20 protein-coding genes are annotated in these 20,875 nt (G+C 58.1%); 14 read left to right on the top strand and 6 right to left on the bottom strand.

Features of this window, described 5'->3' with window-relative positions; translation table 11 throughout:
• Positions 1-150: 150 nt before the first annotated feature.
• The 5 genes from FIU89_RS15235 to acnA all read left to right on the top strand — a co-directional run bounded on the left by FIU89_RS15235 (position 151) and on the right by acnA (position 6,982).
• Positions 151-1,140, top strand: a complete 990-nt coding sequence (locus tag FIU89_RS15235; protein ID WP_152493383.1) for a tripartite tricarboxylate transporter substrate binding protein — start codon at positions 151-153, stop codon at positions 1,138-1,140.
• Between the two features lie 66 nt (positions 1,141-1,206).
• A complete protein-coding gene (locus FIU89_RS15230; RefSeq protein WP_152493382.1) occupies positions 1,207-1,638 on the top strand; it encodes a tripartite tricarboxylate transporter TctB family protein in 432 nt (143 codons plus the stop codon).
• A 10-nt stretch (positions 1,639-1,648) separates the two neighbouring features.
• Complete coding sequence (locus FIU89_RS15225) at positions 1,649-3,193, top strand: tripartite tricarboxylate transporter permease (RefSeq protein WP_152493381.1); 1,545 nt, start codon at positions 1,649-1,651, stop codon at positions 3,191-3,193.
• A 169-nt stretch (positions 3,194-3,362) separates the two neighbouring features.
• Positions 3,363-4,406, top strand: a complete 1,044-nt coding sequence (locus FIU89_RS15220; RefSeq protein WP_152493380.1) for an AbrB family transcriptional regulator — start codon at positions 3,363-3,365, stop codon at positions 4,404-4,406.
• On the top strand, positions 4,403-6,982 hold the full coding sequence (acnA, locus tag FIU89_RS15215) for an aconitate hydratase AcnA (RefSeq protein WP_152493379.1): 2,580 nt from the start codon (positions 4,403-4,405) through the stop codon (positions 6,980-6,982). Before FIU89_RS15220 ends, acnA begins: the two co-directional genes overlap by 4 nt.
• 30 nt (positions 6,983-7,012) lie before the next feature.
• Here acnA and FIU89_RS15210 read toward each other — a convergent pair whose 3' ends face one another.
• The gene (locus FIU89_RS15210) at positions 7,013-7,924 is read right to left on the bottom strand and encodes a GntR family transcriptional regulator (RefSeq protein ID WP_152493378.1); all 912 of its coding nucleotides are present in this window, start codon (positions 7,922-7,924) and stop codon (positions 7,013-7,015) included.
• A 267-nt stretch (positions 7,925-8,191) separates the two neighbouring features.
• Here FIU89_RS15210 and FIU89_RS22945 point away from each other — a divergent pair, with 267 nt between their 5' ends.
• Entirely contained in the window at positions 8,192-8,479 is a 288-nt protein-coding gene (locus tag FIU89_RS22945) for a hypothetical protein (protein WP_216647028.1), read from the top strand.
• Positions 8,480-8,573: 94 nt separating this feature from the next.
• Here the strand turns inward: FIU89_RS22945 and metG are convergent, their stop codons facing one another.
• From metG to FIU89_RS15200, 3 genes are all read right to left on the bottom strand, one after another.
• A complete protein-coding gene (gene metG / locus FIU89_RS15205) occupies positions 8,574-10,250 on the bottom strand; it encodes a methionine--tRNA ligase (RefSeq protein WP_368373307.1) in 1,677 nt (558 codons plus the stop codon).
• Positions 10,135-10,410: a DUF6527 family protein gene (locus FIU89_RS22940; protein ID WP_368373266.1), complete on the bottom strand. Its 276-nt coding sequence runs from the start codon at positions 10,408-10,410 to the stop codon at positions 10,135-10,137. Before FIU89_RS22940 ends, metG begins: the two co-directional genes overlap by 116 nt.
• A gap of 65 nt (positions 10,411-10,475) precedes the next feature.
• Positions 10,476-10,739, bottom strand: coding sequence for a hypothetical protein (locus FIU89_RS15200; protein ID WP_254701699.1), 264 nt, complete (start codon positions 10,737-10,739; stop codon positions 10,476-10,478).
• Positions 10,740-11,081: 342 nt separating this feature from the next.
• Between FIU89_RS15200 and FIU89_RS22485 the strand changes: the two genes are divergently transcribed.
• Positions 11,082-11,231, top strand: coding sequence for a hypothetical protein (locus FIU89_RS22485; protein WP_216647027.1), 150 nt, complete (start codon positions 11,082-11,084; stop codon positions 11,229-11,231).
• A gap of 184 nt (positions 11,232-11,415) precedes the next feature.
• On the opposite strand, the gene FIU89_RS15190 is transcribed toward FIU89_RS22485, so the two are convergent.
• Entirely contained in the window at positions 11,416-12,393 is a 978-nt protein-coding gene (locus FIU89_RS15190; RefSeq protein WP_368373265.1) for a DMT family transporter, read from the bottom strand.
• 380 nt (positions 12,394-12,773) lie between these two features.
• On the opposite strand from FIU89_RS15190, the gene FIU89_RS15185 reads away from it, so the two are divergent.
• The 3 genes from FIU89_RS15185 to FIU89_RS15175 all read left to right on the top strand — a co-directional run bounded on the left by FIU89_RS15185 (position 12,774) and on the right by FIU89_RS15175 (position 14,846).
• Positions 12,774-13,358 carry an SAVED domain-containing protein gene (locus FIU89_RS15185; RefSeq protein WP_254701698.1) on the top strand — a complete coding sequence of 195 codons (585 nt, stop codon included), beginning with the start codon at positions 12,774-12,776 and terminating at the stop codon, positions 13,356-13,358.
• Between the two features lie 163 nt (positions 13,359-13,521).
• A complete protein-coding gene (locus tag FIU89_RS15180) occupies positions 13,522-14,169 on the top strand; it encodes a hypothetical protein (protein WP_152493376.1) in 648 nt (215 codons plus the stop codon).
• Positions 14,170-14,186: 17 nt separating this feature from the next.
• Positions 14,187-14,846 carry an RES domain-containing protein gene (locus FIU89_RS15175; RefSeq protein WP_152493375.1) on the top strand — a complete coding sequence of 220 codons (660 nt, stop codon included), beginning with the start codon at positions 14,187-14,189 and terminating at the stop codon, positions 14,844-14,846.
• Between the two features lie 309 nt (positions 14,847-15,155).
• Here the strand turns inward: FIU89_RS15175 and FIU89_RS15170 are convergent, their stop codons facing one another.
• On the bottom strand, positions 15,156-16,049 hold the full coding sequence (locus FIU89_RS15170) for a LysR substrate-binding domain-containing protein (protein ID WP_152493374.1): 894 nt from the start codon (positions 16,047-16,049) through the stop codon (positions 15,156-15,158).
• Positions 16,050-16,119: 70 nt separating this feature from the next.
• Between FIU89_RS15170 and FIU89_RS15165 the strand changes: the two genes are divergently transcribed.
• The 4 genes from FIU89_RS15165 to FIU89_RS15150 are packed head-to-tail and all read left to right on the top strand — an operon-like array spanning position 16,120 to position 20,850.
• Positions 16,120-17,439 (top strand): FAD-binding oxidoreductase, encoded by a 1,320-nt coding sequence (locus tag FIU89_RS15165; RefSeq protein WP_152493373.1) that lies wholly within the window; start codon positions 16,120-16,122, stop codon positions 17,437-17,439.
• A gap of 12 nt (positions 17,440-17,451) precedes the next feature.
• On the top strand, positions 17,452-18,333 hold the full coding sequence (locus tag FIU89_RS15160) for a dihydrodipicolinate synthase family protein (RefSeq protein WP_152493372.1): 882 nt from the start codon (positions 17,452-17,454) through the stop codon (positions 18,331-18,333).
• Positions 18,330-19,805, top strand: coding sequence for an aldehyde dehydrogenase (locus FIU89_RS15155; protein ID WP_152493371.1), 1,476 nt, complete (start codon positions 18,330-18,332; stop codon positions 19,803-19,805). The genes FIU89_RS15160 and FIU89_RS15155 overlap by 4 nt, the downstream gene beginning before the upstream one ends.
• A gap of 13 nt (positions 19,806-19,818) precedes the next feature.
• The gene (locus FIU89_RS15150; protein WP_172978130.1) at positions 19,819-20,850 is read left to right on the top strand and encodes a hypothetical protein; all 1,032 of its coding nucleotides are present in this window, start codon (positions 19,819-19,821) and stop codon (positions 20,848-20,850) included.
• Positions 20,851-20,875 lie beyond the last annotated feature (25 nt).

The raw sequence follows: 20,875 nt of genomic DNA, 5'->3' as shown, positions 1-20,875 counted from the left end.
GTCACGTTTGCGTGTAGGTTGAAGAGTTTTTTCAACCACCAAAGACGACATGCCCTCATTACTATGCACATTGCACTTTTGCGCTAAAAGATGCAATGTGCGATCAGGACGTGATTCTGCACGCTCTAAGCATTCAAGGGAGGAAGCTCAATGTTCATCAAGCCGATGCGCGTCGCCGCGGTGACCGCTCTCGCAATCGTCGCGACAACACCGTTCGCGTTTGCCCAGGATTTTCAGCCAGAGAGTCCGGAGTGTATCGCTCCGGCCAACCCCGGTGGTGGCTGGGACTTCATCTGCAGGACAACTGCGAAGTATCTCTTCGATCTCGGGCTGATCGAAGACTCGATGCAAGTCACCAACATGACCGGCGGTGGCGGTGGCGTTGCGTTCGCTCATACCGTCAAGGAGCGGAATGACGACGACAATCTGATCGTTGCGGCCTCCATGTCGACGAGCGCGCGGATTGCCCAGGGCGTCTTTGAAGGCGCAACCAAGGAAGACGTCCACTGGCTTGCGACCTTTGGAGCGGAGTACGGTGCCATTGCAGTGGCTGAGGATTCGGAAATCGAGTCGCTCACTCAGCTCATGGAGATGATCAAAGAGGAGCCAAGGTCCATCGCCATCGCTGGCGGCTCGTCGGTGGGCAGCTACGACCATATCAAGCCGATGCTTGTCGCGCAGGAAGCTGGCATGGAAGACGTTACCCAGATGAAGTATGTTTCCTTTTCGGGTGGCGGAGAAGCAGTGACGGGTCTTCTCTCTGGTTCGGTGCAGGCGCTTTCGGGCGATCTGTCAGAGATGCTGGGTTTCATTGAATCCGGTGACATTCGTCTTCTCGCCATCTTGGCGCCTGAGCGTCTTGAAGCCTTCCCGGACGTTCCCACCGCCAGGGAAGAAGGTTACGACGTCGTGGGCGCCAACTGGCGCGGTTTCTACATGCCGGCCGGTGCGTCCGATGAGGCGAAGGAATTTTGGTCGAATGCGCTGCAGACAATGGTCGAGGACGAAGGCTTCCAGGCCGACTTGAAGGAAGCTTCGATCGAACGGTTCAACAACTTCGGCGCCGATATGGACGCGTTTGCTGCCCAGAAGATCGAGGAAGTTCGGACGTTGTCTGAGGAAATCGGCATCATTCAGTGACGTAGGTCACCTGGGCCGCCCCAGTCAGCTGGGGCGGTCGATTCTCTTGTCATTTGGGAGGAAACCATGAGCGACCGTCTCTTCGGCGTTTTCGGGTTGGCGCTTGGCGCATTCTACATCTGGGCTGCGTCTATCATTCCAGACAGCTTCATGACTGATGTCGTGGGTCCGCGCGCTTTTCCGTACATTGTCGGCGCCGTCATCTTAATCTGTTCTTTCGTGTTCGTCATTAAGCCGGACAGCGAACCAGATTGGCCAAGTCTGCACGGCTTTGCCGAGATTGTATTCGCTGGCGCGGTGATGCTGCTCTACGGCTGGGCCTTGCCCGAACTCGGCTTTCTCATTTCGACCATATTCGCCACGGCATACCTCACCTGGCGACTCGGAACCCATCCGCTTTGGTCGCTCGTTGTAGGCGTGCTCACGTCCGTAGGAATCTACATCGTTTTCAAACTGATCCTCGGCCTGTCGCTGGCCAGCGGTCTCTTGGGGCTCTGAGGGGGTTACAATGGAAACTCTATCCAATCTGGCCGACGGCTTCGCTATCGCGTTGACCTGGCAGAACCTGCTTCTCGCACTGATCGGCTGCTTCCTTGGCACGCTGATGGGCGCGCTTCCCGGTCTCGGACCCGCGAACGGCGTCGCGATCTTGATCCCCATCGCCTTCTCGATGGGGCTCGGACCGACGCCTGCGCTGATCCTTCTCACATCGGTATATTACGGAGCGATGTATGGCGGGAGGATCTCCTCGATCCTGCTCAACATTCCTGGCGACGAACCGGCTATGATGACGTGTCTTGACGGTTACCCGATGGCGCAAAAAGGCCAGGCGGGCGAAGCACTGACCTTGTCCGGGGTAGCTTCGTTTGTTGGCGCGTTCTTTGCGACTTGGGGGCTGGTTCTGTTGGCGCCGCAGCTTGTCAAGATTGCTTTGCTGTTCGGACCGGCAGAATACTTCGTGCTCTTCACGTTGGCTTTCGCAACGCTGGGGGGCATTTCGTCGACGAACCAGGCAAAGTCGGCTTTCGCCGCCGCCCTCGGCCTCGGCATCGCGATGATCGGCGCCGACAGCCAGACCGGATCTCAGCGGTTCACGTTCGGCGAGATCCACCTCTATGACGGAATCGACTTCCTGATCGCCATCGTTGGGCTCTTCGCCTTGTCGGAAGTTTTTATTTTCCTCGAACATCACCGCGGCGGCGCGGTTGGTAAGAGCGGAGCCATGAAGATTGGCAAGCTGTTGCCTGACCTTTCGATGCTGAAACGCTGCATCCCGACAATGGGTCGTGGTACGATCATCGGTTTCATCTCTGGGGTCCTGCCAGGGGCCGGAGCTTCGCTTGGCTCGTTTCTCGCCTACTCGGTCGAGCGATCCACGGTCGACAACAAGAACGAGACCTTCGGAAAGGGTGACCCGCGCGGTGTGGCTGCACCTGAAGCGGGTAACAACGCAGCATCAGGTGGAGCGCTCGTGCCAATGCTGGCGCTCGGAGTTCCCGGCTCCGGAACCACTGCGGTGCTACTCGCAGTGCTGCTTCAGCTCAACATCACTCCGGGACCTCTGCTGTTTCAGCAGAATCCTGATGTAGTGTGGGGTCTGATCGCAGCGCTCTTCATCGGAAACTTCATGCTGCTTGCATTGAACATTCCGATGGTAGGATTATTCACCCGTGTGTTGATGGTGCCGACGCGCATTCTGATGCCGGTGGTCGCAATGATCTCATTCGTTGGCATCTACTCGATCACGAACTCGACATTCGACGTCATGCTCATGGTGGGCTTCGGTATCGTCGGTTGGGTGCTGCGCAAGCTCGATGTGCCGATGGTGCCGATCATCCTTGGCATCCTTCTTGGAAACGAGATGGAGGTGAATATGCGCCGCGCGATGACGATCTCCGACGGTGATTGGAGCATTTTCTTCGGGAGCCCGCTGGCCATCATCCTCTGGATCATCGCCATCACCGGTTTCGTCCTGCCGATATTCCTCGGGCGCCGCATGAGGAAGCGCATGGAAGCGAACCGGCCCGAAGAAGAGGCCAAAATCGGCGACTGAACCTCTTAAAATTCCGTGGCCCCGACCTTGTGGGTTGGGGCCACGCTTGTAACGGACCGAGCCGACTGCCCATCGACGCCAAGAAATCGGTGTAACGCTTGGCAGCCCGTTTCGACCCCGGCGGCCCGATCCACACGTCCTAAACAGTTACTGAGACCCCGCAGACAAGATGACCAACACCAAGACTCAAATTTTTAGGGGTTTGACATTCCTCGGTGCCGTATGCGGGGGAGCCATACTTGCGCGGATCGGCGTCCCGCTTGGCTGGCTGGTGGGCGCCATGCTGGTCATTGTGGCAGCGAGCTTGACGCACGTACCGGTATTCCAGCCGAAGCCTGTCATGCCTTACGTGCGCGGGGCAGTTGGAGCCATGCTCGGCGCCTCCATTCCTGCTGGGCTCTTCGGCTCGCTGTCGGCTTGGTGGCCTTCGCTCTTGATCATGTTCGCGCTGATGCTGACCGGGCTCGTAATAAATTTCTTGATCCTACGCCGCATGTTCTCGGTTCGGCCGGTAGATGCAGCACTCTGCGCGATGCCCGGTGGCATCACGGAAATGATCGTATTCGGCGAAAGCGCGGGCGGGGACGCGCGCCGGGTGGCCATTACACATGCACTTCGCATCGCGTTGTCGATCCTGGCGATACCGATCCTCGCCGCCGGTCTTTTTCATGTCAGCGTCAGCAAAGGCACCGGTGACGTGGCGGTTTCCATGAGCGCAGCCGACTGGTTTTGGTTTGGTGCCTGCATGATGTCGGGCGTGCTCGCCGATCGCTACAGCCGCATACCTGCCGGGTTTGTTATTGTGCCGATGGCATTGAGCGCAGGGCTGCATCTCGGCGGCGTGTCAGACTTTGGCATCCCGCCATCGGTCTCGATCGCCGTACAGGTGCTGATCGGCATCAACGTCGGATCCCGGTTCCTCGGGTTCACGCTGCGCGAACTCACCCAGGTCGCGCTCTCGGCATTAACGATCGTCAGCGTTCAGTTGGTGCTCGCCATCATCGCGGCCACCACGATGGCAACCACGGGGCGGTGGGACCCGCTGGCATTGCTGCTTGCCTATGCGCCGGGTGGCCTCGCCGAGATGTCGCTGATCGCCATCGGCATGGGCCGTGAAGTCGCGTTCGTGGCCTGCCATCACATCATGCGTGTGCTGACGTCTCTTTTCCTTGCACCGCCTGCGCTGAAAAGACTTACCAGGATGTCCCCATGAACCAGACGAAATCCCTCAATTTCAACGGCCAGACCTGGCATGTGACCGACTTACCCGCCCTTTTCGGGGCGCGGCTCGAACGCCTCCCCCATGTGATACGCCTGCTTGCCGAGAACCATATACGCGCCACGGGAGAAAGTACGGAGCTGATCGAAGCGCTGGACAGCTGGATGGATGGCCGGTCCACAGAGTTCGAATTCGTTTTCCATCCTAATCGTCTCCTGATGCACGACACGACCTGCACACCGGCTCTGGCGGATATTGCGGGGCTGCGCGACGTTTTGGCCGATGCAGGATGTGATCCGTCGGTCCTGACGCCAGATCTGCCAGTGGAAGTGTCGGTGGATCATTCAGTTGCCGTCGATCTCTACGCGCACCCCGATGCCCTCGCGCGGAATACAAGCGCTGAAATTGCCCGAAACGCGGAGCGCTACAGTTTCATGAAGTGGGCCGCCGGCGTGATGAAGACCCTGAACGTCAATCCTCCCGGCACGGGAATCATGCACACGATCAACCTCGAGCAACTTGCCACACTGATCGTCACCGAGGACGATCGCGCGCATCCAGACATGATGATCGGTACCGACAGCCACACCCCCATGGTCAACGGCATCGGCGTTCTCGCTTGGGGGGTCGGCGGCCTCGAGGCGGAAAGCGCCATGTTCGGGCAACCCTTGTCGCTCGCCTTTCCAGAAGTGGTGGGGGTGCGTCTCACAGGAGCTTTGCGGCCCGGCACCCTGGCCACCGATCTTGCTTTGGAAGTCACGCACCGGCTCCGCGAGATCGGAGTGACCGGCAGCTTTGTCGAGTTCTATGGTCCAGGGGTCACGACGCTTTCGGCCGATGACAGGGCAGTTGTGGCCAACATGGCACCGGAATATGGCGCATCTACGGGCTTCTTCCCGGCAGATGCCGAATGCGTTTCCTATCTGCGACGCACTGGACGCCCCGAAGCCTTACTCGCGAAAATCGCCCCCGTTCTGCGGGCGCAGCGGCTGTGGTTCGAGCCGGGAGACACTCCGCATTTCGACCGCGAGATCGTGATCGCTCTGGACCGGTTGACGCCCCTGATCGCGGGACCTCGGCGTCCGCAGGATCGGCAATCAGCGACGGAGGCCGAGGCAGCTATCGTTGGCGCCGTCGGTCGTAACCTTGTGCCCGGCGAGGGTGTCCCAGACGGGGCAATCGGGATCGCCGCGATCACGAGCTGCACAAACACGTCCTCGCCGAGACTGCTTATCGCGGCTGGGCTGCTGGCTCAGAAAGCGCAGATGCGCGGACTGACACCACCCGATTGGGTCAAGACCTCGCTCGCACCGGGATCTCCCTCCGCAGCGGACATGCTGACCCGCGCCGGACTTATGGATGCGCTGGACGCGATCGGGTTTGGCATCGTCGGATACGGCTGCACCACCTGCATAGGCAATTCCGGCCCCCTTCCCGAACGGATCGAGGCCGCGCTCGCGGAGGATAAGGCGATTACTGCCGTTCTCTCCGGGAACCGGAATTTCCCGGGACGCGTCCACCCTAAGCTCGACCTCGGCTTTCTCGCATCGCCGCCGCTGGTTATCGCGTTTGCGCTCAAGGGACGCGTCCAGGGCGATATTCTGACCGATCCAATCGGCATAGATCCTTCAGGGGCGCCAGTCCACCTATCCGACCTTTGGCCGTCGGAGGCTGAAATCGACGCGGCGCTCGAACGCGCGATCGCACCGGCAGACGTGACATCCGCCTTCGTCGAGGCTCGAAGCAATCCCGATTGGGCCGCGCTGCCGACGCCCGACTGCGAGTGCTTCCCCTGGGATCCGGATTCACGCAATTTGCGACGTCCCGCTTTCGTTTCCCGCGATGCGGTCTCGCGGCTCGGTCACTACCAGGCGACCCCGCTGATGGTTCTTGGCGACGACATGACGACCGATCACATATCGCCTGCGGGGGCGATTGCTCCGGACAGCCCGGCTGGCGAATGGCTGATCGAGCGTGGCGGCGATCCCTGCAATCTCAACGTTTATGCCTCCTACAGGGGGAATTGGGAGGTGATGCTTCGCGGACTGTTCACCAACAAGAGCGCCGTGAACCACTTGGCGCCAGACCTTCCACCAGCCATGACCGTTTTGCCGGGCGGGACTCGAATGAAGGTTTTCGAAGCGGCCGACGCTTTGCATCGCGAGGGTCGTTCGACAATCCTCCTGGCAGGCCACCGATACGGCATGGGATCGAGTCGCGACTGGGCGGCGAAAGGGGCAGCCCTCCTGGGGTTGCGGGCGGTCGTTGCACGTAGTTTCGAACGCATCCATCGTTCCAACCTGATTGGGATGGGTATTCTTCCCATCGAGTTGACTGGCGGCTTCATCCCCGCCGAAGCGGAGATCACCGCAGACGACTTGTTCGAAATCGAGGTGACGGGCCCGAACCTTCGGCCGCGCCAGGAAGTCGTGATCGCATGGTATCGCGCCACCGGTGAGAGCCAGAAAGTTCTGGCTCGTGTGGCGGTCGATACGCTTCAGGAAGTTGAGTTGCTCAAAACCGGCGGAGTTTTGAAGGCCATTCTCGACCGCCTGCTTCCAGAAGACTGAGACTGTATAACATCCTCCAGGGAGTTCACCTCAAGCCGTCCATCTACCAGCTTCATCGGAAACGCGGATCAATTGCATCTTGCTGCTCATCGCACCGGAAAGGTGTTTCTTCATCGCGAATGAGGCCTCCAGAATCTCTCCTCGCGCCAAGAGGTCGAGGATCGCAAGATGCTGTGTCGACTGCTCAATGAACCGCTCAGGCGTCGATGCCGCGCTGTACTCCAGCAGCCTTCTCATCTGGTTCACGCGCACCAGAGCCATATGGAAATATGGATTGTTAGCAAACTTAATCAGCTCTTCATGGAATTGCGCGCCATTGCTGAGCAGTCGCTCCACCGGCAGATGTTCGATGTCGTGGTCGAGCATGCGTTTCTGGGTCGCACGCAGCTCCTCCAACTTGTCGCGCGAGACCTCGTATTCTGGAAGTAGCATTGCCGCCGGCTCGATCGACATGCGAAACTGATAGATCTGTTGAAAGGCCCGTGGCGACTTGGCGACGTTCAGAAAACGCCAACCATAGCCCGCCTTCCTCTCCGCCCAACCTTCCCGCACGGCGCGGGTCAGGATCTCCTGGACCTGCGCCTTCGTGGCCTTGTAAGTTTCCCTCAAAAACTGTTCCGTCACTTCTTCTGGTAGCACATCGTTACGCCAATCGTTGGCAATGCGATGATAGGGGCTGCGCTGTTCCGAAAGGAGTGCTGGGGGGACGGATGTCTTCTCCTGGTCCGCCGACTGCGACACGTAAAAGCCCCGGTTCGGCATCTTTTGAACCAAGCCAGCCTCGTTGAGGATCAGCAATGCCTCGCGGATTGGCGACCGTGAAACGCCGAAGGTATCGGCCAGAGCTTGCGCGCGCAGATGATCTCCGGGAGCGAAATCCTTCGAGGCAATCTTGACCGAGATGTCGTGCGCGATCCGCTCTGCCAACTGGCTCTTTTTCATGATTTGATCCACCGGCTACTCCGTGCAATATTCTGACCTTTATTGCGACAAAGTGCAATCCACGTTTGATTGCTTACGATCTGGCATAGTGATGCCGACTGCGATATTATTCGGGACACACGGAGGATCAATGAGTTGATCAAAATCATACAGACGTTTCCGATACCTTCAAACTGGAAGCCCTCGAGCGGTAAAGACGGCGGAAAGAAAAAATAGAAGTTACCCGACCAAGTTTTGGGCCTCCACGCAGACTATCCTGGCCCGAAAATGGTTGCCCCGAAGCTTTCCATCTCCAACGAAATCAGCGCTGCGGATGTAACGCAGGCTCTGGGATCGGAAGCATCGATCTGGGAATTCAGAAACAGCTCGCTCGGCGCCGGAACCGTCCGGCACGACGACGATATTCGGCGGTTCAGGGAGTTTGCCTGGCGCACCTTCGACAAAATCCAGAACGAGTATGGCAGAGATGTAGATCTGTCTCTCTGTCCAATCAAGCTGGTGTCATGCTCCGGGGAAATTGTTCGGGTAAGTCTACGCACATCACGATTGCATTAACGAACTGAAAAAACATCATTTCCAAATGGCGCGACCCACTCTCGGGGGAGGCGTGAGTGGCTTGAAAACCTTGTCGCAGGTTCAAAAACGTAACTCACCCGTTTTGCCCCATGAAACGGACCTGCCACTCCATGCGTTCGTCATCGGTGATCTTTCGGAATATCACATCCGGAACCTCGAACACATGGTCTTGAGGCAAGGCGTACAATGCTGCCGCAACATCGTCGGGCCAGCTGTCATCTTCTGTCTTCAGAACTTTGAACAGACGACCAGAGGCTTCGGGTATGAAGGGTGACGAGATCACTGCGTAAAGCCGGATGAGATTGAGTGCGACACTGATCTGTGTAGCTGCTTTCTCCGGATCAATCTTGAAGGTCGACCATGGCGCGGCCGCCTGGAGATATTCATTACCCAGCATCCAAGCCGCCCGTAATGCGCCGGCTGCCTTGCGTATCTCATATTCCTCCATACGAGTCTCGTATTCTCGAATTCTTTGCGTGAGGTCGGAGATCAGCTTAACTTCCTGTTCGCCCATGTCACTGCGCTTGGGCACAACTTCACCGAATTTCGACCGGCAGAACTTGGTCACGCGGGAAACAAAATTACCAAGAACATCAGCGAGATCCTTGTTCACGGAAACCTGGAAGTTTTCCCAGGTAAACTCGGCGTCAGAGTTTTCGGGTGCGTGAGAGAGCAGCCACCAGCGCCAGTAGTCAGCGGGAAGAATCTCCAACGCCTGGTCCATGAAGACACCACGCCCGCGGGAAGTGCTGAACTGACCGCCATCGTAGTTCAGGTAGTTGAACGACTTGATGTAATCGACAAGCTTCCAAGGCTCGCCGGATCCTTGAATTGTGGAGGGGAAAGTAAGGGTGTGGAAGGGGACGTTGTCCTTGCCCATGAACTGGGTGTAGGTGACGTCATCTGCGCCCCTGTCAGTACGCCACCAGCGCGCCCAGTCATCGCCCTTTCCAGCATCGACCCACTCCTGCGCGCAAGCGATGTATTCGATCGGTGCATCGAACCAGACGTAGAAGACCTTATCTTCCATGCCCGGCCAGTCTTCGTCACCGCGCCGGATAGGAATGCCCCAGTCAAGGTCACGGCTGATGCCACGGTCCTGCAACCCGTCACCGTCATGTAGCCATTTCTTTGCAATTGACGTAGTAAGAACCGGCCAGTCGACCTTGCTGTCGATCCAAGACTCGATTTCGTCCTTAATCTGACTCTGGCAAAGATAGAGGTGTTTGGTTTCTCGCATCTCAAGATCGGTGGAGCCCGATATCACGGATCGGGGACTGATCAGGTCCACAGGGTCGAGTTGCTTGGTGCAATTGTCGCACTGATCGCCACGGGCATCCTGGAAACCGCATTCAGGGCATGTACCCTCGATGTATCGGTCTGGGAGGTAGCGGCCATCGACGGCGGAATACATCTGTTTTTCCGAGACTTCTCGGATCAGTCCGCGTTCCGCCAGCACACCGGCAAAATGCTGGGTGAGCTTGTGGTTTTGCGGATTGGAGGACCGACCGAAGTGATCGAAGCTGAGATGGAATCCCCTGGCAAGTCGTGCCTGCGTTTCGTGCATCTCTGCGCAATAATCAGCCACAGGCATGCCGGCCTTTGCTGCGGCCAGTTCGGCGGGAGTGCCGTGCTCATCCGTGGCGCAGAGAAAGAGCACTTCGTGTCCTCGCGCTCGCTGGTAGCGGGCAAAAAGATCGGCTGGTAACTGGCTGCCCACGAGGTTCCCAAGATGCTTGACGCCGTTGATATAGGGAATAGCCGAAGTGATCAGATGCCGTGCCATCATTGTCATTCGCACGATTGTCGCTGCACATGCAAGATGGCTTCCGGTTCTTGTTGAGGGACAGCTTGATGGTCTCGCCGCACCCACCGGGACAGTGGAAACTGGCCCATTTTGTCAACGCCATCGCGCACGATTGTCATGTCTCCAGTCACGATCTGATCCGGCCTCGGGGGTGTGGGTGTTACCCTGTCAACCGGGGCGCGTCGCGGAATGATACGGAAGAGCTCGAGGCTCTTCCGCAGAATGTCGATCATCAGCCACTAATCCGATAGGATCCGGGAACGGGTCGACGTCGCCGAGCGCCCAGGTTTCCTCGCTGCCACAGATTGGGCAGTCCGACCGGGGCTGCGCCGCCTGCGAACGCTCGAAGCCCTTGTCGAGCTTGCGATAGCGTTGCCATGCCCATCCACCGCCGCCGCGGAAGTCGACGAGACCGGCAAGAAGTTCGTTCACTACCATGGTGTCTTATCGCCGCTACCGTGCCGAGGTTGTTTCGTGGACAATTCCAGAAGATCGCGATCACGACTATCAAAGCTTTCTGTTCTAAAGCGGTATCATGCTGCGTCGCGATAATGGTGACTCGACATTTAATTGGCGAAACGCCACCTTTCGGCTCAGGAGATGCGAAATGGCCAAGTTTGTGAAATTACCTGATGATGCCCGCGCTGTTTCCAGAGACGGTCGCTTGCCGAACAGATGATGCATTGAGCGCGGATCGGTCGTGCCATCGAGAGATCCGGCAGTTTCGATCATACCAAAGTCTCGCGTGCACTTGCGGGCGATCTTGAAATGGGCATGCTGACCGCTGAAGAAAAAGCAGTTTGGTCGGAGGCATTCCTGGAGAAGATGTCGAACCCCGGCCTTGAGGAAGAGGCGTTCTTCACCGATCTGCGTACGAACGGAGCTGCGGTAGGCCTTGAGGTTCCGGGAACATTGTCCAAGTAAAATAAAAATTTCCGATACCTTCAAACTGGAAGCCCTCTGGCGATAAGGATGGCAAGAAGAAACAGAGATTTCCCGATCAAGCAATTAAGCTTCTATGAAGACTGTGGAGGCCCGTGCGGTATCGTCAAATCTTACCGCATCGCGCCGAGGCGCATGCCAAGCAAATGCCACCCGGCGCTTGAGATCAGCGAGATCTAATTCGGCGTGTCCGGCGTCTTCTCGGACGAATGCTGGCGCGATTGTTCGGTATTTGCTCCCGCCAGAACACATAAAGGCCAGAACTCAGGATGATTCCGATCCCGAGCCAGGTCAGCCCGTTCGGGAAGTCCGCAAACACAACGTAGCCCATGGCCGTTGCACCGATGATTTCGAGATACTGGAACGGGGCCAGCATACCCGCTTCGGCCTGACGGAAGGCTTCGGCAATCAGGATGAAGCTGGCGGCGGCGAGACCGCCCGACGCCAGGATTGCACCCCATGCCCAGCCTGGCAGGTTGGCAAAGGACGGCTCGAGGTGCCCCGCCGCCCCGAGGCCCAGAGAGATCCCGACGAGGCCCAGGCACGCATAGAAGGTAGCGCCGCACTGGACTGTCAGGCTCGACCGGATCCCAGAGGCTTTGCGCAGAACGATCATGTTCAGCGCATAGCACAGAGCTGCCAGCAACGGCAGGAAGGCCGCTGGGCCAAAACTTCCGCCGGGCCGGATGATGATCAGCACTCCGAACAATCCAACAAGGACGGCAATCATGCGGCGCGGTCCGACCCGTTCGCCAAGCAACGGCCCGACAAGCGCCGTCAGGATCAGCGGCTCGACGAAGAAGATCGCGATGGCCGTGGCGATCGGCATGAGTGAGAACGCCCAGATCAGACTGGTCAGGGTGACCATGACCAGAGCACCCGAAAGAGCGACGATCGGTGAGAACATCGGCCCACGCAGACGATGACGCAGCACAATCGCGATAGGGGCCAGGCACAGGGCCTGGGCCAGCAAGCGGGCGGTGGTCACCTCGATTGCGGAGAGATGGCCAGTCAGGATCTTGGCGAATGTATCCCCAATAGGAAGAAGCAGCATTGCCGCCGCCATGCATATCATTCCGGTCACCGCGCTTTTCTCAAAGAGCGCCGGACGACGGGGCGTGGTCACATCAAAGGTCATGGTCATCACTCCAATAGCAAAGCGCCCGAAGGTTTCGGGCGAGTGATGTCCGGGCGTTCAGGACAAGATTTCAGTCTCAGGATAGATGCGTATCGGAAAGCGACGCCATCGCAGCACGCACACCGATGCAATAAGGGATGGACCGTCCACTGGTCAAGGATGTCAACGAAGACATCCCTCGTGGTTCAAGGAGATGAGATAAGTCACGTTTCCTGGCTCTTTGATCATCTGCGAGGTTGGGACTGCTCTCGGGCTTACCGGTGCATCGCCTGGAGCTCGCGAACGCCAAGATCGGGATCCATCATGTCAGCCTCCGTCAGTGTCAGGATCGACAAGGATTTATTGGTTTCGATCCGCCGCGTTCCTATTAGCAGGTGCAACCGGACGTGCTTCGCGCCGATTTTGCCAGCAAGGTGCTTGGCCGGTTCGCGGCCGGTGATTTCCGGCATCTCTCTGTGTTCGGCCTCGCCCCGATCCCCCTTCTGATGGAGCTGGGGCGGCTGCTATCCGATATCTCGGTGGCCGATGTCTACGAGTTGCAAAGGGAACCCGTTCAGTGGTCCTGGCCGGAGGATCGGCAAGAGATCCATTTTACACGACACAAGGGAGTTCCTGGCCCGAAAAAGGTTGCCTTGAAGCTTTCCATTACCAACGAGGTTAGCGATGCGGATGTGACGCAGGCTCTTGGCGCGGATGTATCGATCTGGGAGATAAGCAGCAATATACATTGCGCGGGCATCATTCGGCACAAGGACGATCTTCGGCGGTTCAGAGAGATTGCCAGGCGCACCTTCGACGAAATCCAGAACGAGTATGGGAGAGATGTCGATCTGTCTGTCTTTCCGGGTACACCGTTGTCATGCTCCGTGGAATTTGGGCGGGTGTGGCAACCAAAGGCGCAGCCGTGCTTTGATGTCTACGACAAGGCCAGCGGGGAGGGTTTCGTGCAACGACTTCGTATCGGTCCATAGAAGCGTTGGCAGCTGCCAACGGGCCAAGTCGAGACGCGCGTCATATTCTCGCCAACCATTCATTTGGGGATGGTGCTACAACACAACAACGTCCTCTCTAACGAAGGCTTACGATACTTTACTTGCGGAAGCTAACGGTTATATCTCTCATTTGGAGGTGGCCATGCAGTTTATGACTCTGATCTCGCATCCGAAAAAGGATGGCGAGACCGCCCTCACCAGCGGAACCAAGAAAGATCTAAGCCTGATCGACGAGGCCTTGGCGAGCGAAGGCAAGAGAGCGCTGGCCGAGGCCGCGCTTCACGTTGCGGCGCGCATGATTGAACAGGCCGACGAGCTCGGGAGTGAAGAAAGTCCGCTGAGTAAGCGTGAAAGAATGGCGCTCGGACGCGCGGGGGTCGACATGGTAGACACCATGTCTGATGCGGAGTTTTACAGGTCGGATCCTGTGCTGCAGGGGATGGGTGGCAAGGCTATTTTAACGATAAATGCCATCCCGCTTGCCGAAGCGGCCCGGCGCATGAAGGTCAGTGATGCCCGCCTGCGGCAGCGTATTTCGGCCGGCTCGCTGATGGCCATTCCTCGGCCCCATGGACGAGGTTGGCTCATTCCGGTATTTCAATTCACGGATACCGGAGAAATACCGCATCTCGGTCGCACTCTTCTGGCCGCTGGTCGCCAGGTCTCCGCGCAGGCCATGCATAGGTTTTTCAGAACTCCGCGTGAAGATCTCGATGGGTTTTCGCCTCGGGATTGGCTCATCGAAGGCCATGATCCAGCTATCATTGAGAGCATCCTCAGCAGCCTCTGACCGAGAGCACTCTGTTCATGGACCATTTGCCACGTTCTCCTGGTACGTCTTCGCTTGCGGCGATACCGCCAGCCGTGCACACCCTTCTCGCCGGCTCAGAGATCGTGCGCATCTGGTTTTCTGGGAGCAAATACGCGTCCGGATTTGCGCATTTTCGGAATTTTGGACCGACCAACTCCCAGTTCGACCATCATCTGCCGGATCCCTCAGGACGACCGACCAATGGAGCCCGGGCGATACTTTACGGTATAGAAAGGGCACTGGATCCCCATGCATTCACATCGGCGCTGGCCGAAGTCTTCCAAGATACCAGAACGATCGACCTGAGGGCAGGAGGTCCCCGTTTGACGGTCTTCCAGATCACCCGCGAAATCTCACTTTTCGATTTGACCGGGCATTGGACAACGCGGGTGGGAGCGTCGGCCAGCCTGTCCAGCGGGCCAAGGGCAATCACGAAAGAATGGAGCCCGGATTTTGACGACGCCTATCCGAACTTGGATGGGTTGTTCTATCGATCCGCAATGTCCGGCGGCAGTAGTCTGTCGCTGGCGCTTTATGAGCGCAGCAGGTCTGGGATGCCAGCAACGCCTGTTGTGGACACGCCCTTGAGTCACACTGTGCTGCGGTCAGGCCTGATACAAGCCGCAAGTACACTTGGGTATAGTATCCAGACCTGACCGGCCTGCGGGAGTGTCTCCATACCGCAGCTCAAGCAGTTGAGCGACCGCCAAGCAGTCATCCCGAGCTCGCCAAGTATCGCCGCAAACGAAGGATTTCACTTGCATCTACAAATCTTCTGTTCTTCGATCTACGGCTCTTCCCGCGCTCACAAAGGTGATCCACTCAATTAAGATCAAACCGCTTTTGGTCAGAAAACCAGATACTTGGTTGGCGGGTTTTGTCGCCCGTCTTTTCTAAGAAAATGGCAGATCGGGACGCTGGGCATAGATCGAATGACGTAATCCGTTTTCTTCCAATCGTCTCACCTAAGCGGCGTGGTTGCTTATCCAATTGATATAGCGCATCTTATTGCGGGATAGCTCTGCGTATTTCGGTCCGAGGACATAGAAGGCATGATCGGTGACAACTTCGTTGTCCAGCGGCTTCAACAGTATTCCCTGGTCGACGAGTCTCTGCGTCGTAAACGACCAACCCAAGGCTATACCTTCTCCGGCAATGCACGCCTGGATGACCAACTGATAATCATTCAACGTCAATGTTTCGGGCAGCGTCAAATTATGCCCCTGAAGGCTTAGCCATTCCTTCCACTGCATGCGGTTGCGATACGGTTCGGCATTGTGGATGATGGAGTGGTTCATTAGATCTTCGAGGCCGCGTACTGGACCTGACTTCTCAAGATAACTGGCGCTGCAGATCGTGTAGAGTATCTCTTCGGAAATCCGCCAACAGTTCGCTCTGTCCCAGTCCGCCGGGCCCCGCCTGATAGTCAGGTCGACACCGTCCCCTGGTTCGACGTTCCGGTCTGTCGTCAATATCCGGACACTTACACCGGGGTGAGCTCTCTGAAACTGGGCCGTTGTGGGCAAAAGCCATTGCGCCGACGCTGACGTCGATGCGGCGACGGTAATCGTGTGACCCTCACGATCCGCTATTGCACGCAATCTGGATTCGATCTGGCGTAGGGCTGGGCTTAGATCGGCCATCAATTCCGATCCCGCCCTGGTTAGACGAACCCCGCGATTCCCTCGTTCAAAGAGTTGCGTTCCCAAGCGCGCCTCAATCGACTTGATGGTGTGGCTGACGCTTGGTTGGGTCACGTTCAATTCCTCTGCAGCCCCTTTGAAGCTGTGCAGCCGTGCAGCAGCCTCAAAGACAAGAAGTGCATTGGCCGAAGGGAGGAGTTTTCTGAGTCCAGACATAAATTGAGTTTATAGGTGTATGAAGATTTAAAGTCTACAGAGAGGAACCTGCAAAAGATAAACAGTGGGCATGGAAATCATGCCTGTTCATATGGAGCCGACGCGCTCTGGGTGGTATGCGGCCTTGGGTGACCGCTCTGACGCGCTCAGCCTCGCCTCCGATATCACCTGCGATTACCTGGTGGTCGGAGGAGGCTGGATGGGCGTTCACGCAGCTCGCCGTTTGGGTGAGCTGGCGCCCGAAGCTCGCGTGGTCCTGGTCGATGCCGGGCGCATTGGTGATGGAGCGGCCGGCCGCTGTGCAGGGTTTGCCATCGATCTGGCACACAATCCGCGCAACAAGCATTTTGCCGAAGATCGCCAAGGCAACGAGGAAGAATACCACGTCAACACCGAGGGCATTGCCTACATGCGTGCCTCTGTGGAAGAGCTTGGTGTCTCCTGTGAATGGGATCCGTCTGGCAAGTATCATGCCGCGGCGACGGATAGAGGGCGTCGCTGCCTTGAGGATATGTCCAACGCATTGACTCAGATTGGTAAATCGCACCGCTGGGTTGCGCGGGATGAAATCCAATCAATTACCGGATCGGGTCACTATCATTCGGCGATACACACGCCGGGCACGGTTCTATTGCAACCGGCGCAATATCTTACCGGTTTGGCTGCGCTGCTTCCCGAAAATGTCGAGATCTACGAGAAGACACCGGTCACAGGCATAGAACAGCTGCCGCAACACCACGTGTGTCAGACACCGAGTGGCCAGATCAGGACACGCAACATCCTCTTATGCAATGCGGCGTATCTGACCAAGTGCGGCTTTTTCCCACACACGGCCATCCCGGTCTACACCTACGCGTCGATGACGCGAGTGTTGAGCCAGGAAGAGTTGAAAGTCGTCGGGGCGCGCGGACCTTTCGGTGTCATTCCGGCCGAAAGCTTCGGAACGACGATGCGGCTGACGGCGGACAGACGTCTCTTTTTGCGCAACGTCTATTCGTATGGTCGCGGCTTCCAGTCGCGTCAAAGCGATGTTGATCATGCGAGGAAGCACCATCAGGTGGCCTTCGACAGACGTTACCCGGAGCTTTCCTCTATAGGCTACGAGCATACCTGGGGTGGGCTTCTAACTCTCTCGCACAATGGCGGCATGGTGTTCGGCGAACTGGCTGACAGGGTCTACGGCGCTGCCTTCTGCAATGGCACCGGGGTTGCCCGTGGCGCCGCTTTTGGCAAGGCATTGGCGGAGCTGGCACTCGGTCAGACCAGCCGCACGATCGACATTCTCAACAACCGCCCAAAGCCCACTTACGGCATGCCCGAATGGCTGACCGAGATCGGGGTTAGGGCAACCACAGCATACCGGTTCTTCAGGGCTGGAAAAGAAACATAACAGGAGCAAGACATGGCAGATCTCGCCGGAATCAACCTGGCAATGCAAACTCCGTTCGGCGCGGACGGCAAAATCGACTTCTCGGAATGGGACGGTCTGGTCGACGCCTATGTCGACGCGGGTGTGCACGGGCTCGTCCTGGGGTCGGGCACTGGCCAACATCCATATCTGACCGAGGAAGAATGCAAAGCGCTCTACGAGGCGGCGATCAAACGGATTGACGGGCGCTGCAATGCAATTTGCCAGACCTCGGCGCTCAATATGGACGAAGTCATCCGTCGCTCGAAACATGCCGAGGCCGCTGGCGCCGATGCACTGATGATCCTACCACCCTACCTCGAGGGACCGGCGGACGACGACGGGCTTTTTGAGTTCTACAGAGCGATCGATGCGGAGGTGGGCATCGACATCGTTGGCTACAACATTCCACAGGCTACGGGGCTGGCTGTCTCGCCTGAGCTTTTTACGCGTTTGAGCGAGTTGAAGAATTTCAACTACATCAAGGACAGCGGCGGCGATTTGACGACCCATCAGCAATACCTGCAAGACGGCTGCCGGGTTCTCAATGGCTGCGACACAACGGCGGTTTACGCGATGATGGCCGGCGCGCATGGGTGCATCTGGGGCGGCGCGAATTACATGCCCCACGAAACCGTTGCGCTTTACAAACACGTCGCGGCCAAGGAATACGACCAGGCGCTGGCGCTATGGCAGAAGATGTTGCCCTCGCTCCTGCATATCTGGACCAACGATTATCTTCAGTGCGTTCTCGTCGCGGCGCGTCACCGAGGCTACGGCCTTGGCAACGTGCGGCGTCCGCTGCGACCGATAAGTGACGAAGCCGAAGCAGTCATGATCGCCACCCTCGCGCCTTTGATGGACGGCGAGACATGACCGACTACCGCGCAATTGCAAAGCAGATCTCCCTGCCTTCGAAGGCGTTTGTCGATGGCGAGTGGTGTGATGCACGGTCTGGCAAGACTTTCGAAACGGCAAATCCGGCGACAGGGGAGGTTCTGGCAGAGCTGCCCCTCTGCGACGATGCCGATGTCGATATCGCGGTCGCCGCCGCGCGCGCCGCTTTCCGGTCGGGAGTCTGGTCCTGCCTGCATCCATCGGAGCGCAAGGACGTCTTGATCCGATTTGCAGGATTGATCGAGGACAACCTGACCGAACTGGCCGTGATCGAAGCGCTCGATGCCGGCAAGCCGATCACCGACTGCCTTGAAATCGACGTACCGGAAACCGCGCGCTGTATCCGCTGGCACGCCGAGGCCCAGGATAAGATATACGATCAGGTTGCACCGTCTTCACCAGACGCCGTGGGGTTGATCGTCCGTGAACCTGTTGGAGTAGTTGCGGCTGTTCTGCCTTGGAACTTCCCACTCATGATGATGGCGTGGAAGATCGGTCCGGCGCTGGCCACGGGCAACTCCGTGATCGTGAAGCCTGCCGAGCAGACCAGTCTGACCGCGCTCAGGATTGCCGAGCTGGCCATCGAGGCGGGCGTTCCGGCGGGTGTGCTGAATGTGCTTACTGGGATGGGGCCAGACGTGGGAGAACCCCTCGGGCGCCACGTGGGCGTTGACGCGCTGACCTTTACTGGTTCCACGGAGGTCGGTCGGAAGTTTCTTGAGTATGCAGCCCAGTCGAACATGAAAGAAGTCTGCCTGGAAATGGGCGGCAAAAGTGCGGCGGTCGTGCTGGAAGATGCCCGCGACATTGGCCGCATCGCCGAACTTCAGGCGAACGCAATCTTCTGGAACATGGGAGAAAATTGCACGGCCAACAGCCGCATCATCGTGCACGAGTCCGTGCATGACGATTTGGTCGAGGCCTTGCGTCATCAGGCGGCGGCCTGGTCCGTGGGAGATCCATTGAATCCTGAAACCCGGAATGGCCCCTTGGTGAGCCAGGACCACTTTACCAAGGTGTCAAGCCTCGTGCGCGCGGGCTTGGACGAAGGAGCCCGCATCGTTTGCGGCGGTCAGGCGGGTGAAGGACTGGAATTTCAACCGACGATTTTCGCGGACGTCACGCGAGAAATGACGATCTTCCAGGAAGAGATTTTTGGCCCCGTCTTGGCGGTCACCAGGGCATCGACCGATGAAGAGGCGATCGAGCTCGCCAATGCCACTCCGTACGGGCTGGCGGCGACGCTCTATACTACAGATGTGGCGAAGGCGCATCGGTGCGCGCGTCAGCTCGAGGCCGGTACTGTTTCCGTCAACAGCTACAGTGAAGGCGAAATCTCCACGCCTTTCGGCGGCTTCAAGGCGTCCGGCTTCGGTGGGCGCGACAACGGTCTGCACGCTCACGAGCAATACACCGAGTTGAAGACCATTTGGATCGACCTCACGGGATAGATCGGAGATGTCCATGCAAGCTGTTCGTATCATCGAAAACAACAACGATTTCATCACTCAAGACATCGATGCGCCCGACTTGCGAGAAGGTGGGGCCATCGTGAGGATGCAGGCCGCGTTCGTGGCTTCCTATATGGCGGCGTTGCCGTCCGGCGCTTGGATGACCCCGCCGCGTCCCTTTATTCCCGGCCAATGCGCAATCGGCGTTGTGGAGCGAGCATCAGGCGGGTTGATGCCCGGGCAACGTGTCTACTTTGATGCCTACACGGGCAGCAATGACCCGGACGTGCCGCGGGAGGACCACGGTTTCCTCGGGTGTTTCGCGGTGGCGCCGGGCGCTCAAGAGGCGATGTCTGCTTGGCCTGACGGGAGTTTCGCGAACCTGATCCACGCGCCGGAAGACAATTTTGTCTCGATCCCGGATGAAATCGGTGCTCCACCCGAGATCCTTTGTCGCCTTGGCTGGTTCGGCACCGCGCTGGCGGGTCTGGAGCGGGGTGGGTTTCGCCCTGGCACAGTGCTGGCGATCAACGGCGCCACCGGGCAGGTCGGTGCGGGTGCCGCCGCTGTGGCCCTGGCGCTTGGTGCCGCCGAGGTGCAGGTTTTTGGCCGACGTGAAGGCGTTTTGCAGAACCTGGTGGCCCTTGATCCCGAACGCGTTCGCATTGGGGATCCCACGGATGGCGCGAAGATCGACATGTTGCTGGATTGCGCATCCGGAGAGACCACTCAAGTGACTGAAAGTCTGATCAGTCGGCTGCGTCGGTATGGCGTGGCCAGTTTCGTCGGTGCCTTGACGGCGCCATTGCCGGTCGATGCATCGCTTCTGATGCGGAATGGAAATGCGCTCGTCGGGTCGTTCTGGTTCACCCGCGACACGCTCCATCGCCTTTTTGGTCTGATCGTGGATGGGCGGTTGGATCTCTCGCCATTTACGGCGTCGTGTTTCGCGCTGCCCGAAATACACGCTGCCATTTCACACGCCCAAGCAGATGCCGGAGGGCTCAACCACACAGCCCTCTTGCCAGAGAAAGTCGGTGAGTAACCCGCCTGGAAAATCCAGGCCCACG

It is taken from the genome of Roseovarius sp. THAF27, assembly GCF_009363655.1.
In the GTDB taxonomy this organism is placed as follows: Bacteria; Pseudomonadota; Alphaproteobacteria; order Rhodobacterales; family Rhodobacteraceae; genus Roseovarius.
The sequence above is the reverse complement of the archived record's forward strand: the minus strand, read 5'-3'. Positions and strand labels throughout refer to the sequence as shown.

Coding starts and splice junctions, on each gene's coding strand:
- FIU89_RS15220 (WP_152493380.1), top strand. CDS start 3,363: ATGACCAACACCAAGACTCAAATTTTTAGGGGTTTGACATTCCTCGGT.
- FIU89_RS15230 (WP_152493382.1), top strand. CDS start 1,207: ATGAGCGACCGTCTCTTCGGCGTTTTCGGGTTGGCGCTTGGCGCATTC.
- FIU89_RS15225 (WP_152493381.1), top strand. CDS start 1,649: ATGGAAACTCTATCCAATCTGGCCGACGGCTTCGCTATCGCGTTGACC.
- FIU89_RS15165 (WP_152493373.1), top strand. CDS start 16,120: ATGGAAATCATGCCTGTTCATATGGAGCCGACGCGCTCTGGGTGGTAT.
- FIU89_RS15180 (WP_152493376.1), top strand. CDS start 13,522: ATGCAGTTTATGACTCTGATCTCGCATCCGAAAAAGGATGGCGAGACC.
- FIU89_RS22940 (WP_368373266.1), bottom strand. CDS start 10,410: ATGGCGTTGACAAAATGGGCCAGTTTCCACTGTCCCGGTGGGTGCGGC.
- FIU89_RS15175 (WP_152493375.1), top strand. CDS start 14,187: ATGGACCATTTGCCACGTTCTCCTGGTACGTCTTCGCTTGCGGCGATA.
- acnA (WP_152493379.1), top strand. CDS start 4,403: ATGAACCAGACGAAATCCCTCAATTTCAACGGCCAGACCTGGCATGTG.
- FIU89_RS15150 (WP_172978130.1), top strand. CDS start 19,819: ATGCAAGCTGTTCGTATCATCGAAAACAACAACGATTTCATCACTCAA.
- FIU89_RS22945 (WP_216647028.1), top strand. CDS start 8,192: ATGGTTGCCCCGAAGCTTTCCATCTCCAACGAAATCAGCGCTGCGGAT.
- FIU89_RS15190 (WP_368373265.1), bottom strand. CDS start 12,393: ATGACCATGACCTTTGATGTGACCACGCCCCGTCGTCCGGCGCTCTTT.
- FIU89_RS15170 (WP_152493374.1), bottom strand. CDS start 16,049: ATGTCTGGACTCAGAAAACTCCTCCCTTCGGCCAATGCACTTCTTGTC.
- FIU89_RS15235 (WP_152493383.1), top strand. CDS start 151: ATGTTCATCAAGCCGATGCGCGTCGCCGCGGTGACCGCTCTCGCAATC.
- FIU89_RS15160 (WP_152493372.1), top strand. CDS start 17,452: ATGGCAGATCTCGCCGGAATCAACCTGGCAATGCAAACTCCGTTCGGC.
- FIU89_RS15155 (WP_152493371.1), top strand. CDS start 18,330: ATGACCGACTACCGCGCAATTGCAAAGCAGATCTCCCTGCCTTCGAAG.
- FIU89_RS15210 (WP_152493378.1), bottom strand. CDS start 7,924: ATGAAAAAGAGCCAGTTGGCAGAGCGGATCGCGCACGACATCTCGGTC.
- FIU89_RS22485 (WP_216647027.1), top strand. CDS start 11,082: ATGCTGACCGCTGAAGAAAAAGCAGTTTGGTCGGAGGCATTCCTGGAG.